This is a genomic window from Haliea sp., assembly GCF_040222615.1.
Classification (GTDB): Bacteria; Pseudomonadota; Gammaproteobacteria; order Pseudomonadales; family Halieaceae; genus Haliea.
On the sequence record NZ_JAVKCQ010000148.1, the window covers coordinates 20,565 to 36,589 of the forward strand.

The 16,025-nt window shown below is 60.1% G+C and carries 16 protein-coding genes; 12 read left to right on the top strand and 4 right to left on the bottom strand.

Annotation, left to right across the window (positions count from 1 at the left end; translation table 11 throughout):
• Positions 1 to 231 precede the first annotated feature (231 nt).
• The 4 genes from RJQ10_RS12115 (at position 232) to RJQ10_RS12130 (ending at position 5,855) form a co-directional block, all read left to right on the top strand.
• Positions 232 to 648: a (deoxy)nucleoside triphosphate pyrophosphohydrolase gene (locus RJQ10_RS12115; protein WP_350146919.1), complete on the top strand. Its 417-nt coding sequence runs from the start codon at positions 232 to 234 to the stop codon at positions 646 to 648.
• Positions 645 to 3,746, top strand: coding sequence for a DEAD/DEAH box helicase (locus RJQ10_RS12120; protein WP_350146921.1), 3,102 nt, complete (start codon positions 645 to 647; stop codon positions 3,744 to 3,746). Before RJQ10_RS12115 ends, RJQ10_RS12120 begins: the two co-directional genes overlap by 4 nt.
• Positions 3,747 to 3,824: 78 nt before the next feature.
• A complete protein-coding gene (locus RJQ10_RS12125; protein ID WP_350146923.1) occupies positions 3,825 to 4,154 on the top strand; it encodes a hypothetical protein in 330 nt (109 codons plus the stop codon).
• 3 nt (positions 4,155 to 4,157) lie between these two features.
• Positions 4,158 to 5,855 (top strand): DUF8808 domain-containing protein, encoded by a 1,698-nt coding sequence (locus RJQ10_RS12130; RefSeq protein ID WP_350146925.1) that lies wholly within the window; start codon positions 4,158 to 4,160, stop codon positions 5,853 to 5,855.
• Positions 5,856 to 5,910: 55 nt separating this feature from the next.
• Here RJQ10_RS12130 and RJQ10_RS12135 read toward each other — a convergent pair whose 3' ends face one another.
• Positions 5,911 to 6,243 (bottom strand): helix-turn-helix domain-containing protein, encoded by a 333-nt coding sequence (locus RJQ10_RS12135; RefSeq protein ID WP_350146926.1) that lies wholly within the window; start codon positions 6,241 to 6,243, stop codon positions 5,911 to 5,913.
• Positions 6,243 to 6,563, bottom strand: coding sequence for a type II toxin-antitoxin system RelE/ParE family toxin (locus RJQ10_RS12140; protein ID WP_350146928.1), 321 nt, complete (start codon positions 6,561 to 6,563; stop codon positions 6,243 to 6,245). Before RJQ10_RS12140 ends, RJQ10_RS12135 begins: the two co-directional genes overlap by 1 nt.
• 49 nt (positions 6,564 to 6,612) lie before the next feature.
• On the opposite strand from RJQ10_RS12140, the gene RJQ10_RS12145 reads away from it, so the two are divergent.
• From RJQ10_RS12145 to RJQ10_RS12155, 3 genes are all read left to right on the top strand, one after another.
• On the top strand, positions 6,613 to 6,837 hold the full coding sequence (locus RJQ10_RS12145) for a hypothetical protein (protein WP_350146930.1): 225 nt from the start codon (positions 6,613 to 6,615) through the stop codon (positions 6,835 to 6,837).
• A gap of 199 nt (positions 6,838 to 7,036) precedes the next feature.
• Entirely contained in the window at positions 7,037 to 7,978 is a 942-nt protein-coding gene (locus RJQ10_RS12150; RefSeq protein ID WP_350146932.1) for an Rpn family recombination-promoting nuclease/putative transposase, read from the top strand.
• A gap of 185 nt (positions 7,979 to 8,163) precedes the next feature.
• Positions 8,164 to 8,373, top strand: coding sequence for a hypothetical protein (locus RJQ10_RS12155; RefSeq protein ID WP_350146934.1), 210 nt, complete (start codon positions 8,164 to 8,166; stop codon positions 8,371 to 8,373).
• A gap of 39 nt (positions 8,374 to 8,412) precedes the next feature.
• Here the strand turns inward: RJQ10_RS12155 and RJQ10_RS12160 are convergent, their stop codons facing one another.
• The gene (locus RJQ10_RS12160; RefSeq protein ID WP_350146936.1) at positions 8,413 to 8,697 is read right to left on the bottom strand and encodes a Fis family transcriptional regulator; all 285 of its coding nucleotides are present in this window, start codon (positions 8,695 to 8,697) and stop codon (positions 8,413 to 8,415) included.
• A gap of 269 nt (positions 8,698 to 8,966) precedes the next feature.
• On the opposite strand from RJQ10_RS12160, the gene RJQ10_RS12165 reads away from it, so the two are divergent.
• The 3 genes from RJQ10_RS12165 to RJQ10_RS12175 all read left to right on the top strand — a co-directional run bounded on the left by RJQ10_RS12165 (position 8,967) and on the right by RJQ10_RS12175 (position 12,402).
• Complete coding sequence (locus RJQ10_RS12165) at positions 8,967 to 9,335, top strand: cupin domain-containing protein (protein ID WP_350146937.1); 369 nt, start codon at positions 8,967 to 8,969, stop codon at positions 9,333 to 9,335.
• Between the two features lie 100 nt (positions 9,336 to 9,435).
• Positions 9,436 to 11,913 (top strand): CehA/McbA family metallohydrolase, encoded by a 2,478-nt coding sequence (locus RJQ10_RS12170; protein ID WP_350146939.1) that lies wholly within the window; start codon positions 9,436 to 9,438, stop codon positions 11,911 to 11,913.
• Positions 11,914 to 11,976: 63 nt separating this feature from the next.
• Complete coding sequence (locus RJQ10_RS12175) at positions 11,977 to 12,402, top strand: nuclear transport factor 2 family protein (protein WP_350146941.1); 426 nt, start codon at positions 11,977 to 11,979, stop codon at positions 12,400 to 12,402.
• Between the two features lie 24 nt (positions 12,403 to 12,426).
• Here RJQ10_RS12175 and RJQ10_RS12180 read toward each other — a convergent pair whose 3' ends face one another.
• The gene (locus tag RJQ10_RS12180; RefSeq protein ID WP_350146943.1) at positions 12,427 to 13,542 is read right to left on the bottom strand and encodes an NAD(P)-dependent alcohol dehydrogenase; all 1,116 of its coding nucleotides are present in this window, start codon (positions 13,540 to 13,542) and stop codon (positions 12,427 to 12,429) included.
• Positions 13,543 to 13,782: 240 nt separating this feature from the next.
• Between RJQ10_RS12180 and RJQ10_RS12185 the strand changes: the two genes are divergently transcribed.
• Together RJQ10_RS12185 and RJQ10_RS12190 are read left to right on the top strand one after the other, a co-directional pair.
• Positions 13,783 to 14,154 carry a DUF3127 domain-containing protein gene (locus RJQ10_RS12185; protein ID WP_350146945.1) on the top strand — a complete coding sequence of 124 codons (372 nt, stop codon included), beginning with the start codon at positions 13,783 to 13,785 and terminating at the stop codon, positions 14,152 to 14,154.
• Between the two features lie 232 nt (positions 14,155 to 14,386).
• A complete protein-coding gene (locus RJQ10_RS12190; RefSeq protein ID WP_350146947.1) occupies positions 14,387 to 15,211 on the top strand; it encodes an N-formylglutamate amidohydrolase in 825 nt (274 codons plus the stop codon).
• Positions 15,212 to 16,025: the final 814 nt, after the last annotated feature.

Below are 16,025 nucleotides of genomic sequence, written 5' to 3' on the forward strand. Positions count from 1 at the left end.
TTCGCCAGCTGTATCGGTTTGATCGTCGAGCCAATTCACTGAACAAACAGCAGACGCTACGATCTCTGACACGAGTTCGCAAAGAAACTGAGCTAGAGCTCGGAGTGAAAGCGATAACAAGAAGGTCACTCGGAGTAAAGTAATGGAATCGTGGCCAGATAACCAGTGCGTTGTACGTGCCCTTCGCTCCTCGGCGCGGTCTATTTTAGTCGCGTAAGTACAGGAAGGCAGATGATGAATGCGGCCGCAACGCCAATTGATGTAGTGTGCCTTGTGTTACAAGACGCAACTGGCGCCGTTCTGGCTACACAGAGACCAGCTAACAAACGTCTCGGCCTGTCTTGGGAGTTCCCGGGGGGTAAAGTTGAGGTCGGCGAGCCACCAGAAACTGCCCTGCGGCGAGAGATCCAGGAGGAGCTCACGCTAATGCTTGGGCGAATCCACCGACTCGCTGATGTTATTCACGAATACGACTTTGGCAAAGTTCGGTTGATTCCGTATCTCTCTCAGTGTGCTGAACGTCCACGTATCCATCTCACTGAGCATATCGGTTCTGTCTGGATTGATCACAGAGATTGGGAGCAGCTTCAATGGGCTCCTGCCGATATACCTGTTCTTCTGCAGCTCAACCATCTGGCAAGCCGATGACGAGAGATTTACCGATCGGCCTTTATGAGCGTTTGCTGGACGAGGAACTCCAGGAGCTTTTGGATTCCAAGCCTGAGCTGAAAGCGATATTGAGATCGATCGACGATGAGTCTCAGCCCCATACCTATTCTCGGTTTCTGCTTGACGTGTTGGAACAGGCGCTGCGGAACGAGAAGCCTGATGGAAGGCTCGCTTTGGTGAATCGAGTTGTCCAGCTGGTTAGCGAAACGGATGGGTTGGAGTACCTGATTAGAAGAAAGATTCTCTCGAAAAAAGATCAACTCCTGCTAGAAGTTCAGAGCGACAACCGGAGAAGTGTGCGCCCGACTACACCACTGTCTACCAGCATGTTGCTCACAGGACAGCGCGGCGACCCGCCGCTGGAGCACGAGCTTCGAGCAGAAATGGCAACCGTTAATCGCGTCGATATACTGGTTTCGTTTATCAAATGGTCTGGCCTGAGATTGCTCCGCCCGGCATTCGAATCGTTGGCCGCTTCTGCTGTTCCCGTGAGAATCATCTCTACCAGCTATATGGGAGCTAGCGATCCCGAAGCATTGGAGTGGCTGGCGTCCCAGCCAAACATAGAAGTTCGCCTCTCATACGACACTGGCGGCACGCGTCTCCACGCAAAGGCTTACCAGTTTATTCGGGACACTGGTTTTTCTACTGCCTATATCGGCTCTGCAAACATGTCTCATGCTGCGATGACCAGCGGGTTGGAGTGGACGGTAAAGGTCACAGAACAAGATATGAAGCATGTTCTGGATCGATTCTCGGCAGAGTTTGCGACTTACTGGGATAGTCCGGAGTTTGAGCCTTTCTTTAAGCAAGACTTCGAAAGGTTTCGAGTGGCTATTGGTCGCGCTCGTAGGAGAGACGCTAGTACTGCGGTCTTCTTTGCGGACATTACTGCCAGACCTTTCCAGGAACGGGTGTTGGAAGCCCTCGCGGCAGCGCGTGAGAATGGGGAGAAACGAAATCTCGTTGTTGCCGCGACAGGAACAGGTAAGACAGTAATCTCTGCGCTTGATTATCGACGCTTTGCTGAGACTGCTGATGGGCTGCCCAATTTGTTATTCGTTGCACACCGCAAAGAGATTCTGCAGCAGGCGCAGAGCTGTTTTCGAACTGTGCTCCGTGATCCAAATTTTGGCGAATTGCTCGTTGACGGCCAGAAACCTGTCGAGTGGCGGCATGTCTTTGCGTCGGTACAAAGTCTAGGCGCCGGAAATGCTTGGCAATCGTTAGGGAGTGGCCATTTCACATACGTCGTGATAGACGAAGCTCATCACTTACCTGCCGCTAGCTATAGACCCATAATCCACAGCTTGTGTCCGGAGTTGTTGCTGGGCTTGACTGCTACACCCGAGCGAATGGATGGAAGCTCGATCCTGCCTGACTTCGGCGGACGCTATGCCGCAGAGATCAGGCTTCCTGAGGCGTTGGAAGAGAGGCTGCTATGCCCGTTCCACTATTTTGGCGTGACCGATACCGTAGACCTGAGCGAGGAACGTTTTTGGAGCAACGGTAGGTACGATTCGAGGGAGCTGGAAGCAGTCTATACAGGCGATGATTTTCGCGCTCGTCAGCGCGTTGACTTGATTTTGAATGCCCTTAGCAATTATCAGCCCGACTTGTCCGAGACAAAAGGCGTCGGTTTTTGTGCGGGGGTGAGTCACGCGAAATATATGGCAAAGTGCTTCCAAGCCGCAGGGATCCCCTCTGAAGTGCTCCTCGGGGATACGCCTTCTGATGCTCGGGAAGCAAGATTACGCGATTTTCGAGATGGAGCCATCGTTTTCCTGTTTACAGTCGATGTTTTGAGTGAAGGCGTTGATATTCCCGACATCAACCTCGTCATGTTCCTTCGGCCCACGGAGAGCCTAACAGTATTTCTACAGCAACTTGGACGGGGTCTTCGTCATGCGCCAGGCAAAGACTGTTTGACCGTTCTCGATTTCGTAGGTCAGACCCACAGGCGCTACCGTCTGGATAGAAAATTTGCCGCGCTTCTCTCTGATGGCCGCATGCGACTCGACAAGGAGGTCGAGCAGGATTTTCCCAGCTTGCCAGCAGGGTGCAATATTCAGCTTGAGCGCGTCGCTAGGGATGAAGTCCTAAAGAAAATCAAAGCAGTTCTAGATGACTTGAATAACTTTATTCCAGAAACGATACGTACCTGGGAGTCCGAGTCGGATCAGCCTCTTCGGTTTGGATCGTTTATCGAAGAGACTGGTCTGGATGTGAGCGATGTTCTGAGGAAGAAGACCTGGTCCGAATGGAAAGCGGAAGCTTTTCGAGAAGAGTTGCTAACCGATGCGGATATCTTGTCTGGTAGGAAGGCGTTGTCCCGTCTCGCACTGAGAACAGATCCAGTGCTCCTGAAGGCAGTTTCCGATATTCAGCATCCGGAGATTAGTGCCAGCTACGATGACAAAGGGGTGGGTCTGGCTTTGCACTATTTGTTGTGGGGCCAAAATGGTCCCACTATTGGTGTCTCGTCTGTTAACGAATCAATCGCACGGTGGAATGCCAATCCCACGCTTGTTGATGATGCGGCGGAAATAGCTGATTGGCGTCTTTCCAGGGCGTCTACGGTCATGCCTGAGATTGAATTGCCTTCCGGTCATCGACTTCGGCTTCACGCCGAGTATGGCTCGGCAGAAATTAAGTCTCTGCTGGGTATAGCCAGTATGGAAAGGACCGGTCCTACAGGTGTCGGTGCGTTTCACTCGCGCGAGCATAAATTCTACGCAAACCTGATTACGTTCCAAAAGGAGGAACGTGACTTCTCGCCGACTACCCGCTATGAAGATTATCCAATTAGCCGTACTAAGCTGCACTGGCAAAGTCAGTCAGGAACGTCCCAGGCCAGTGACCGGGGCAAGGGGTATATCCATTTCAAAGAGCGGGGCTACGTCGTATTGTTTTTTGCCCGTTTGAAAAAGCGGCAAGGCCTGGAGACCTCGCCATTTGTGTTTTTGGGCGCTGCTAAGGATTTGCTGTCGTACGAGGGAGATAGGCCGATATCGATGGTCTGGGAACTGGAGCATCCTATGCCTGCTCACCTGTTTGAACATGCTCGCCCCGCGTAGCATCCCCGTGTTCACTATAACCGTGAGATGCTGTAGCCCAAATAGCTCAGGAATCGATGCAGAGGTTGAGGTCGGCGTATGAACGTGGGTTTTGAGTATCTCTATCGTGACGCTGGAAACAACAAGCTATGGGGTTTTGTTGTTTTTGCCAACAAACGGGATCTGAGTGTAGCTCATCTTGAAAAGGCGCTCGAACCGCATTTGATTGATGGACAGTTTTTTCCAGCGTCCCCCGATTTACTCCCCCCGCTCCAATTTCCCAATCACGATGATTCACTTGATCATGATTGGCTCGAGTACTCTGGTATGGAGGAGAGCACGGAGACAGTAACCGACAGCAAGAAACGGGACATTGGTGATTTCGTTGATCAATTGATCGAGCATTCCGCAGACTTTGCGGGGAACTGAACGGTGGATCCTCGAACTTTCTACGACAACAACGCCGCCAGGCTGTCAGAGGACTATCAGTCTATAGCGCCATCGCAGATTAATTCGCACTGGATAGAGTTGATCCAGGTTACCACCCCCGGCTTCGCTTGCGACATCGGCGCCGGCTCCGGCCGAGACGCCAACTGGCTTGCCGAAAAGGGCTGGGACGTCATCGCTGTCGAGCCCAGCCGGGGTATGCGCGAGCTGGCTATACCCAAATCCCACCCTAGCGTCACCTGGCTGGACGACTCCCTGCCGGAACTCTCCCGCCTGCGCGCACTCGGCCACCGCTTCGGCCTGGTGCTGCTCAGCGCCGTCTGGATGCATGTGCCACAGGGCCAGCGCGAACGGGCCTTCCGCATCCTCACGGAGCTGCTGAAGCCCGGCGGCGCGCTGGTCATCACCTTGCGCCACGGCAGCGATGAGCAGGAGAATCGGGAGCGCGGTTTTCATCCGGTGTCTGCCGCGGAGCTCGCGGTGTTCGCCCAGCGCCGGGCGGTGGTGATGAAGGATCCGGTGCGGCAGCCGGACCAGACCCGCGCCCACGTGGAGTGGGAAACGGTGGTGTTCACCATCCCGGATGATGGCACGGGCAGTCTGCCGCTGCTGCGCCACATCATCGTCAACGACAACAAGTCGGCGTCCTACAAGCTGGGGCTGCTGCGGGTGCTCACCCGGATTGCCGAGAGCGCCCCCGGGGTGGTAATGCGGCGCTCGGATGACTGGGTGGATATTCCGCTCGGTATCGTCGGCCTCTACTGGCTGAAGCAGTACAAGCCGCTGCTGATCGACCACCAGCTGCGCGAGCGCCCCGAGTCGGATCAGGGCTATGGCTTTGCCCGGGACGCCTTCTGGAAGCTGGCACAAATATCGCCCTATGGCCTGCGCGTGGGCGGCCATCTGGCGGCGGACCATGCCGCCATCGTCACCCAGGCCATCCGCGATGCCTGCGCCAATATCACCACCATGCCCACCCGCTACATTACCTGGCCCGGTCGGGCTGACCCTGTATTTGAATTCGAACGGCGCGGGTTTCGTTTTCAGCCACAGCCGCTGGTGATTTCCGCGGAGTACCTGGCGCGGTTCGGCGTGTTCCGTATTCCCGCCGCGATCTGGCAGACCCTGGGCCAGTACGCCTGCTGGCTGGAGCCCGCCATCCTGCGCGAGTGGGCGGCGCTGCACAGTCAGTGGAACGTGAGTGATCCCCGCGCCGGCGACCAGCAGGTATTTGCCTGGGAGGAGGGGAGGCGCGATACCAGCCTCGCCGCCGGCCGTTTGCTGGACCTGCGCCAGCAGGGTGTGGACGTTCCCTGCGTGTGGAGCGCCCGCCAAGTCCGCGAGGCGAACAGGCTGCATATCGACCACTGCTTCCCCTGGTCGCGCTGGTTCAACAACGACCTGTGGAACCTGCTGCCCGCCCGCAGCGACGTCAACCTGGCCAAGGGCGACAAGCTGCCATCCGCGCTGGCCCTGTCCTCCGCGCACGGGCGTATTCTGGACTGGTGGGATCGGGCGTGGCTGGGGTCGCCGTACCGTGAGCGCTTCCTGCTGGAGGCCGCGGTGTCACTGCCGACCCTGGTTGAGGAACCGGCCCCCGCGGATATCTACCAGGCCATGCTGCACCAGCGGGCGCGCCTGAAGGCGGATCAGCAGCTGGCGGAGTGGGCGTTTGGGCGGTAGTGGGAGTATGGAAGTTAGCCAAGCCTCAGCTCGGGTGCGGAGGGGATGGCCTGCATCAGCTTTCTGTTTGCGCCGAGGCCCGCTTGCGCTCACGTGCAGTCAGGGGGACGAATTCGATCTGTACGCGGTAGCCCATGGCCTGAGCATAGTCGGCTATCGTCGATAGCTTTGGAGATATCGATGAGTTCACGCTCTCCAGACGGGAAATGTTGCTCTTTTTGGTATTCAACTTTGCCGCCGCCTGTTCCTGAGTGAGTCCGGCGCTTTGTCGAAGCGAGACGAGTTTGCGGCGCAGTTCATAAGCCGGGGACAACCGTTCATACTCGTCACGCACGTCAGGACGCTCAAGAGCCTTTTTCCTGAATCCCTTTAAATCTGGCCTTGCCATTAATCCAACTCCTTCAATCTGCGGCGAGCCTTTTCAAGCTCCTTTTTTGGCGTTCGCTGTGTCTTCTTGACGAAGGAATGAAGAATGACGATCTCCCGGTCCTTGACTGCGCAGAAAAACGCCCGACCAATCCCTTCCCTGCCTTTGGCCCGAATCTCAAATAAGCCACTACCCAGCGGAGCGGTATGTGGTTTTCCAAGTGCGGGTCCAAAATCTTCAATCAGCTCCAGTATGTGCAGGAAATTAGCCAGGATTCCTGCGGGAAAGGCCAGCACCTCGGCTTCAACCTTGTGATTGAAGAATGTAATCTTCCATGACATTCGGGGAGGGTATCAAATATGATAACAAAGTCAACGGCGAGCCGGGGAGATGAGCTGGAGAGAGTGGGCTGTCCCGAACGGACGTATTCTGGACTGCTGGGACCAGGCGTGGCTGGGGTCGCCCTACCGTGAGCGCTTCCTGCTGGAGGCGGCGGTGTCACTGCCGACCCTGGTTGAGGAACCGGCCCCCGCGGATATCTACCAGGCCATGCTGCACCAGCGGGCGCGCCTGAAGGCGGATCAGCAGTTGGCGGAGTGGACGTTTGGGCGGTAGCTGCTGCTTTGCGGCTTCGCCTTCATTTCGCAGCCCCGTCCGCTTTATGTCACTGTGCCTCCGCTCTGGCGCTGTTTATAACCGAAAAGCGTTTCCGCGGAAACGCATCTTTCATCATTTACGGCCAAGAGGTTGCCCGGCGCCCTGCAGTGTTCAATAGTAACCCTTGGTATTGACCGCTGCCGCCACGGAGGGCGCAATGGTCACACTGCTGGACCCGAAAAACGACTACGTGTTCAAGCGCCTGTTTGCCGGTGACCCGGAGCTAACGCTGGCCTTGATCAACGACCTGCGGCCCGACCTGCCGCGGGTGGTGTGGGTGGAGATTCTCAACCCCACCATCGAGGCCGCGGAACTCACGGGCAAGGGAATTGTGCTGGATGTGCGTGCCCGGTGTGCGGATGGCCACCAGTACAACATCGAGATGCAGGTGCAGCACGCGCGGGACTGGGGTGCGCGGAGCCTGTTTTACCTGGCGCGGCTGCTGTCCCAGCAGTTGGACGCGGGTGAGGAGTACCAGGCCGTCGCCAGCGCGATCGGGATTCATCTGCTGGATTTCGACCTGTTCATTTCCAGCGAAGCCCAGCGGCAGCAGGCCCTGTGGCGTTTTGAAATGCGCGACGCCACCCAGCATGACGTGCTGCTGGGAAGCGAGCTACAATTGACGGTGATCGAGTTGAAGAAAGCGGACCGCCTCGGGCAGCTGCAGGGCGCACCGGGGGATTGGGTCCGATTTTTTCGCCACTGGCAAGAGGACACCATAATGGCCGAGGTAACGCACGAGCCCGTAAAGAAAGCCATGGGCAGCATCCGCCAGCTCAGCGCCGACGAAGAGGCCCAGCGCCTGGCCGAGTCCCTTGAGCGCGGCCGCATCAACTGGAACCTGAGCATCGGCTCCGCGCGGCGGGAGGGGGTGGAGCAAGGGCTGGAGCAGGGCTTGGAGCGAGGGCTGGAGCAAGGGCTGGAGCAAGGGCTGGAACAAGGTGAGCGCCGTGTGCTGCAGCGTCTGCTGGTGCGTCGCTTTGGCGAACTCCCTGTCTGGGTCTTGAAAGAGCTGGAACACGCTTCCGCGGAAACGTTGGAAACCTGGGCAGATGACATTTTGACAGCCGGCTCACCTGAGGAGCTGTTTGGGCGATAGTCCCTGGCGGCTTTTGCCCGCTTCCCAGATGAGGCATCGTTTTCGCCCGGTGCGGGGTGATGCTCAGCTTCACGAGAACCTGGCGCTGAACCAGCGGGTCCAGAAGTATCCGCGGATTGTGTGACTCATGCGTGCGAGTTACGCGTCCTTTTTCGTCAGATGTGCTCATGTGCTCATGTGCTCATGTGCTCGTGCGTCGCTGTGTCATCCTGCATTGGTGGGATTACGCCTGGCTCGGGTCACTGCACAGTGAGCGCTTCCTGCTGGAAGCCACGGTGTCACTGCCGACCTTGGTCGAGCGGCCAGCCCCTGCGGACATCTACCAGGCCATGCTGCACCAGCGGCCGCGCCTGAAGGCGGATCAGCAGTTGGCGGAATGGACGTTTGGGCGGTAGTAGTTTCGTTGCGATAAAGGTGTTGCTGGCGCGTAGAAATCAGGCAAGCCTTAGTTCAAGTTTTTTGCCGATTCCGCGCGCCGCCTTCACCATCGTTTGCAGGGTGACACTCGGATTGTCGGGCTCGAGTAGTCTGTCGAGCTGTGATCGGCTGGTACGAATACGCTTCGCGAATGCGGTTTTGCGGACGTCGTTTTGCCTGAGATAGGCGGCGACCTCTGCGGCCAGAACTCGTTTGACCGCGATTGCTTCCACTTCGTCGAGTAAGCCTTCCTCTTCCAGGAAGCTGTTCAGGCTGCTGCCAAGGTGTTTGTTTCGTGCCATGCGCCATGCCTCGCCGATCGTCCGGATCCCCGAGTTTGCTCAGCCAGTCTCTGACCGGTTCAGCGCCCGCATCGGTTGCGAAAAAATGCGCTGTGATCTTTTTCACTGGGGAGTGTACCTAAAATGGTGCAAAAGTATACAGGCAATTGTGACGACCAGAGTGGCGCCTCTCAGCTGTAGCCGAGACTACCCGCTCGAGGTTATTGCTTTCTGGCCGTGCCGAAAGCACGATTGTCCCGGACCGAACTCAACCACTGCGGGAATTGAGCATGCCGAAAACAGTCTCCGACCTTGTCAATTTCGCCACCAGCAACGCGGCTACCGAGCATTACCCCACACCTGCCGAACGGCTCGTCAAGGGGCACCCTGAGCAGCACAATACCCTGCACTTCGAGGCCGACGGCCGATTTTTCGCTGGCGAGTGGGGAGCGGAGCCCGGCTGTTGGCGGGTGCAGTACACCGAGAACGAGTACTTTCACATCCTCTCCGGACGATCGATCCTGCGCGACCTGGCTGGCAATGAAATGGCGCTGGGGCCTGGCGACAAGGTTTGTGTCCCGGCCGGCTTTGAAGGCCAGTGGGAGGTGCTGGAGCCGACCCGCAAAATCTACGTGATTTACGAGAATCCCGCCGATTGACCGGCTGGCAGGCACTGTGGTCCGTTAGCCACGTATACTGCCCGCTGACTACAATGACTGACTTGAAGCCCGAGAACAGCGCCGATCAAGGGAAAACATCATGCTGAACCGTCACGCGATCACCTGCACTGTATTCGCGGCAATGCTGGCCAGCTTCGCGGCGCCGCCGCAGGCTCACGCCCAGTGGGTTCATCGCTACGCCAAGCTGGATGACTTTGGTCATCACACTTACCTGGAGCAGCATGAGCTGCCGATACTTTCCCATGGCCCCGTGGATCCGGCGCCGGCCCCGGACGGTCGCACTCTGGCGTTTGCTGCGCAGGGCTGGATCTGGCGCCTGGATCTGGAGACGGGGGAGGCAACCCGGCTCACCAGCGGATCCGGTGTGGACAGCCGTCCGCGGTGGTCGCCGGATGGCAGCCACATTGCCCTGGTACGCGACAGCGGTGCAGATACCGCTATTGTGGTGCTGGAGGTCGCTGGCGGCAGGGAGCAGGTCATTGATACGCCCGCCATCGAGCTCGATCCGGAATTCTCCGACGACGGCCAGTATCTGTTTTATACCTCCGGTGCCAGCGGCAGCCTCGAGCTACGCCGGCGCCATCTCGCATCCGGTACCGACGAGACGCTGACCGGGCTGCCCCAGGTGGTCCGCAATGTGCGCAGCCTGGCGGGCGGGTCTGGCATTGTCTATCTGCACGGCAGCGGGGCGCACCGCGTGCTGCGCGAGCGCGACTTCTTGACCGGCAACGACAGCATCGTCCACGGCGAGACGCTGACCTATCGCCTGACCGCCGATACACACCCCAGCCAGCGACTGATCGTCTACAGCGCCCCGATCGACAACGACTACCACCTGTGGACCCTGGACCTGGATGATCCGCGCGTCAGGCATCGCCTGACGGAAGGCAATCCCTTTGCGCTGACGCCGGCATTCAGTGCCGGCGGCGAGTCGATCTACTACGTCGAGCTGGATGCCAACCGCCAGTTCCGCCTGATGCGCATGCCCACCTACGGTGGCACGCCCGAGCTCGTCCAGATCCAGCGCTGGAAATACGGTGAGGCAACCGGGGAACTGGCGGTCACGGTGAGCGGAGCCGACAAAGCCGCGGTCACCGCGCGGGTTTCGATCACTCGCGCGGATGGCCATCCGGTCGCGTTCGCCGGGGACGCGACCTATTATGATTCCCAGACCGGGCGTCACTACTTCTACGTGGAAGGCGAGGCGCTGTTCGAGCTGCCGGCTGGCCGCTACACGGTGCTTGTCGCGCGCGGCCCGATGGCACCGGTCGCCAGGACCGAAGTGCGCGTAAAGGCCAACGCCGAAGCCACGACAAAGCTGAATGTCACCCCGATCTGGGACGCGCAAGACGAGGGCTACCTCTCGGCCGATCACCATGTGCATCTCAACGGCGACGGACACCATCGGGCCAGCCACGACGACGCCCTGCGCCTGATGGCCGGCGAGGATCTGCAGCAGCTCGCGCCGATGTCATGGAACCAATGGGAGCGCCGCATCGACCGCGATATGCTTGGCCAGTTCTCGGTGCAGGGCGACCGCGTGGTCCATCAGGCCCAGGAAGTGCGTTCTCACTTTCATGGCCATATCGGCCTGCTGGGTGTGAAGGAGCCATTCGCCCCCTGGTTCTTCGGCCCCCGCAACCCGACCCTCGGCGATCCCGACCTGACCAACGGCGATGTGATCGCGTTCGCGGACAAACACGGCGCTTTCCCGGTTTACGTGCACCCGATCGCTGAAGACGGCGATCCCTTCGCGCGGCTTGCAGACAACCCGATTCCGCTGGAACTGGTCTCCGACGGGGTGCTCGCCGAACGTGTGGGCATTGAGCTTGTCTGTGCCTGGACCAGTTCCCTGGGTAGCGCACAAGTCTGGTATCGGCTGCTGAACGTGGGCCGGCCGGTCGCGGCGATGTCCGGCACCGATGGATGGGTGGATTTTCATCGCACGCCCGCCGTGGGCACGGCCCGGACCTACCTGCGGACCGGCGGTGATGCATCGAGCGAGGCGGTTATCCAGGCAGCCGCGGAAGGCCGCAGCTTTGTCACCACCGGGCCGGCACTGGTGTTCGAGATCGGTGAGGGCGTGCGGCCGGGCGATGTCGTGGCGCCGGGTCGCCACAGCTGGCAGGCAAAGCTCGCCAGCACCACCGACATCGACACGCTGGAGATCGTCCTCAATGGCGCAGTTGTCGAGCGCCTTGAAGGCGTCGCCGCCGGCGAGATCAGAACCTACAGCGGCGCAATCGATCTGCCAGCAGGCGGCTGGGTCGCCGTCCGCGCCTACGCCAGCGAGCGCCGGAGCGACGCCTGGCCCAGCATGCACGCCCGGCCATTCGCGCATTCGTCACCGGTCTGGATCGGCGCCATCGGCTCCACCGATCCGGCGGCGAGTGCAGCGGCGGCCCGCGATTTGCTGCGGGCCATCGATGCCGCCGAAAAGCAGGCCCGCGAAGCCTACGGCGAAGTCGAGACACCGCGCCTCCACGCGCGCTTCGACGCTGCGCGGGCACGGCTGGCGGAGCTGTTGGAGCCGACGGGCGGCCCGGCAGGCAGTTAGAGTGAACCAGTGCCGGTCACTGCTTCCGACCCTGACAATAATATCTCCCAGCGGAGCCAAATCATGCCCACAAGACAACAGATCGACCACGCCATCAACGAGCACTTCGAGGCCTGGAACGCCCAGGACCAGGCGCGCTGGTCAGCGAATTTCGCGGACGATATCGTCTTTGAGGACCCCTACGGCGGGCTCATGAAAGAAGGCCCGCTGGCGGTGCGGCAGAGCTGGGAGAACAGCTTCAAGAACGGCGACGTCTGGACCCTGGAGTGCCTCCTGAAACAGGTGTGCCTGGACCAGGCGGCCCTTGTGGTGCGCTCCACCGGCACCTTCAATGGTCAGCCGGTGGTGGTGGAGGGGATCGAGATCTATACCGTGAATAACAACGGCAAGGTCTGTCACGTGCGCACCTATTTCAACCCGCCAGAAGGCGTAGAGCTGGATCCGTATTTTTCCCACCAGTCGCCCAAGGATGTGGCCCCGGCGGATTAACCCGCCGCGCCCTGAAGCGCCGCACTAAGGCAGCACATTAATCACCACCTTCCCCCGCGTCCTCCCCCGCTCCACATAGCGGATCGCGTCGGGCACTTGCTCCAGGGTAAAGCGTTGATCGATGGCGGAAGTGAGCTGGCCGGCCTCGGCGTAGGTGGCCAGCGCCGCCAGGTCCTCGGCGTTGCTTCTCGCCATTAGTGATTCCAGTCGCTGCGAAACGAAGGGCGCGCGCAGCGCGGCCTGCAGTGGCCTCACCAGCGGGCCCCACCAGGGGTTCATCTGCATGGACCCGACCTGCACCAGAACCCCGTCGGGCTCGGTGACATCGAGCAGAGCCGACAGGGAGTGGTTGCCGACAATGTCGACGATGGCATCGTAGCGCTTGTCGTCTTTGGTAAAGTCCTGCTGGGTGTAGTCGATCACCTGGTCAGCACCGAGCCCGCGCACCAGTTCCGCGTTGCGCCCGCTGCATACCGCAGTGACTGTTGCGCCCATGGCCTTGGCGAGCTGCACCGCGTAGCTACCCACGCCGCCGGAAGCGCCGTTGATCAGTACCTGCTGGCCCGGCTCTACGCGTGCCTTGTCGCGCAGGGCCTGCAGGGCGGTGACCGCCGCCACCGGCATCGCGGCGGCCTGTTCGAAGCTGAGGTTTGCCGGTTTCAGCGCAATACTCCCCGTTTCACTGCGCACGAGGTATTCGGCGAAGGCGCCGTTGGCCACGCCAAACACTTCATCGCCGGGCTTGAACAGGCTCACAGCCGTGCCCACAGCTTCCACCACGCCGGCAAAGTCTGCTCCGGCGCCCGGTGACTGCGGCGCATTGAAGCCGTTCATCAGCCGCAGCAGGTAGGGGGTGCCGTGGAGAAAGTGTTTGTCCAGCGGGTTGACGGACGCCGCGTGCACCCGCACCAACACCTGATTGTCCGCCAGCTCTGGCTGTGCGACGGTCTCCAGCGTGAGGACGTCGGCATCTCCGTAGCAGTGCTGCATGATGGCCGCGAAGCCTGCAGCGCCTTGCGCCAGCGGCGGCGCCGGCTCGCAGGGTGCATCGTGGCTGATCACCAGTGCCAGCGCTCCCAGCGCCAGCAGCGCTGTGGCGATGAGTCCGGCGAGGATTTTGACTATCAATCGTCGGTACACGGTAGGGTCCCCAGGCTGTGATTTAGAGGTCACTATCTATGTGCACGGGCCACGCTGCAAGTTTTTTGCGATGAATGACCAGGGGCCTGGGTCAAGCTGCCTTTCGCGCGGCCTGGTTGTGCGTTGGTCGCCGCTGCCGCTGATCACGGTGGCAGAGGAAAATCCGTAGCGGCCACGAAAAACCCGAGTAATCGGAGTATCATTGAGACCTCTCAATCCGCACACAAGGAGACCCGCCGCGTGGCCTACGATTTGACCGGCAAGATCAAGCTCATCCAGGAACCGCAGACCTTCAACAGTGGCTTTACCAAGCGCGAGATGGTGGTCATCGTGGAGGACGGCAAGTACCCGCAGGAGATCAACCTGGAATTCGTGCAGGACAAGATCGCCCTGCTGGACGGGCTGCAGCCGGGGCAGGAAGTCACGGTCACCTTCGACATTCGCGGCCGGGAATACAACGGGCGCTACTTCAACAACCTGCAGGGCTGGAAAATTGCCGCGGCTGATACCGCGTCCGCGCCCGCGCCCGCGGCGGAGTATGAGGGCTATCAGCAGGGTATGCCCGGCCAGGACGGCGACCCGGGCTATGGGGATGACGATATTCCGTTTTGAGGTGAGGGGAGCACTCAGGGGTCGACATGGCGACGATGGCCCACTTTGACGACGGTCATTACCGGGGCATTGATGCATACATGATCCGATAGTCCCCTGACGAACGCGACAGCGCTCTTGACCTTCCACCCCAATCCGCTATCCTGCGCGCTCGTGTGGTTCACGTGACGAACCGGGCATTTGATATCCACCTTGTGCGCCCGCATTTTGCAAAGCACTAAAGAGGTGGCCCATGACCGCATTGCCTGCCGTACGCGGCGTTACTTCGTTTCTTCCCCACGTTGTTCACGCTCCCCATGCCGGCACCCACGTGCCTGCGCTTGCCCGGGAGACCCTGCTCGATTCCGCCCGCCTGCGCGCGGAGCTCAACCGCCTGACGGACTGGTACAGCGCGGATCTGTTCCAGCTGCCCGGTGCGGCCCCGTGCGCCACGTCGGTGAGCCGGCTGGTAGTGGATCTGGAGCGCTATACCGACGACACCCTGGAGCCGCGCGCTGCGGTGGGGCAGGGAGTTATCTACACCCATGACAGCCAGGGCCAGCGCCTGCGGCCGGAGCTGGTGCCAGAGCAGCGCCGGCAGTGGCTGGACCACTGGTATCGACCCTGGCATCTGAAGCTGGAGCTGGATGTGCTCGGTAGCCTGCAGCGCCATGGGGCCTGCCTGCTGCTGGATGCCCACAGCTTCCCCGCGCGGCCACTGGCCAATGAAGACGACGGCGGCCGGGTGCGGCCGGACATCTGCCTGGGCACCTGCGCCAGCACGCCGGCCTGGCTGGTGGACCATGCCCTGGACTGGTGTGCCCGGCAGGGATTTTCGGTCGCGGTGGACTTCCCCTATGCCGGCTGCCTCGTGCCCACGGTGTATGCGGCGGACTCCCGGGTTGCGGCGATCATGGTGGAAGTGAATCGCGGCCTGTATCTGGAACAGCCGGATCCGGCCTCGGCCCCCGCGCCGGGAACGGACTATTTTCGGGTAAAAGCGGCGCTGAATACGCTGCTGCTGGGAATGGCGGGGCGGTTGCTGGATTTCGGGTTCTCCGGGAATAAATGCGGTTAACCGCCAATCAGGCAAGCTTTCAATCCAGGCTTTTTTGATACCTCTGCCGGTACCTCATGCCGCCAGCATCATCGTTTGCGGCGTGATGCCCGGAACATCGGCTTCGAGCTCCGCGGGCGCTGGAATCCACTGGCAGTCAGGTTCAGAAACAGGGAAAACCAGCGCGAAGCAGAGCAGAGCATGACGAAAACAGGGCAATGGCAGGGCAATTATGGGGAGACTGGCAGTTGGTCAGGCAGATAGCTAGTCAGTTAGGGAGTCAGTAGGCCACGGAGTCAGCCGGTCAGTGAGTTGGGGATTCAGGGGTTCAGGGGTTCAGGGGTTCAGGGTCAAGGGTCAAGGGTCAAGGGTCAAGGGTCCACGGTCTACGGTCTACGGTCTACGGTCTACGGTCCAGGCCACGGTCCAGGGTCCAGGGTCCAGGGTCCAGGGTCCACGGGGGGCAGGGGATCCAGGAATCGAGAGCATCATCTAACTTGGTCGAATTGAAACAGTGATAGGGAAGAGTAGTGGCCGGGAGGGAACCTGTTCTTGGTGCTTGCTGTTACCGCGCGGTGACCACATTTGATGTAACGCGATTCTTGGGTTGGCGACGCAGGCGGACTAGAATGCTGTATATGGATACAGTAGTGGAGGCGTTGTCATGGGCATGCCAGCGACTGTGGAAGACCGGCCCCAGCGGCTAAATGGGGCACAGCTGGGTCAGGCGATCACTCTCCTTGCGGCGCAGATCAATGCCGCGAATCACCGCCTGCTGCGGCTGATCGCCGAGTTCGACCGCTGCGGCGGCTGGCGCGAGCAAGGCACCATGCGT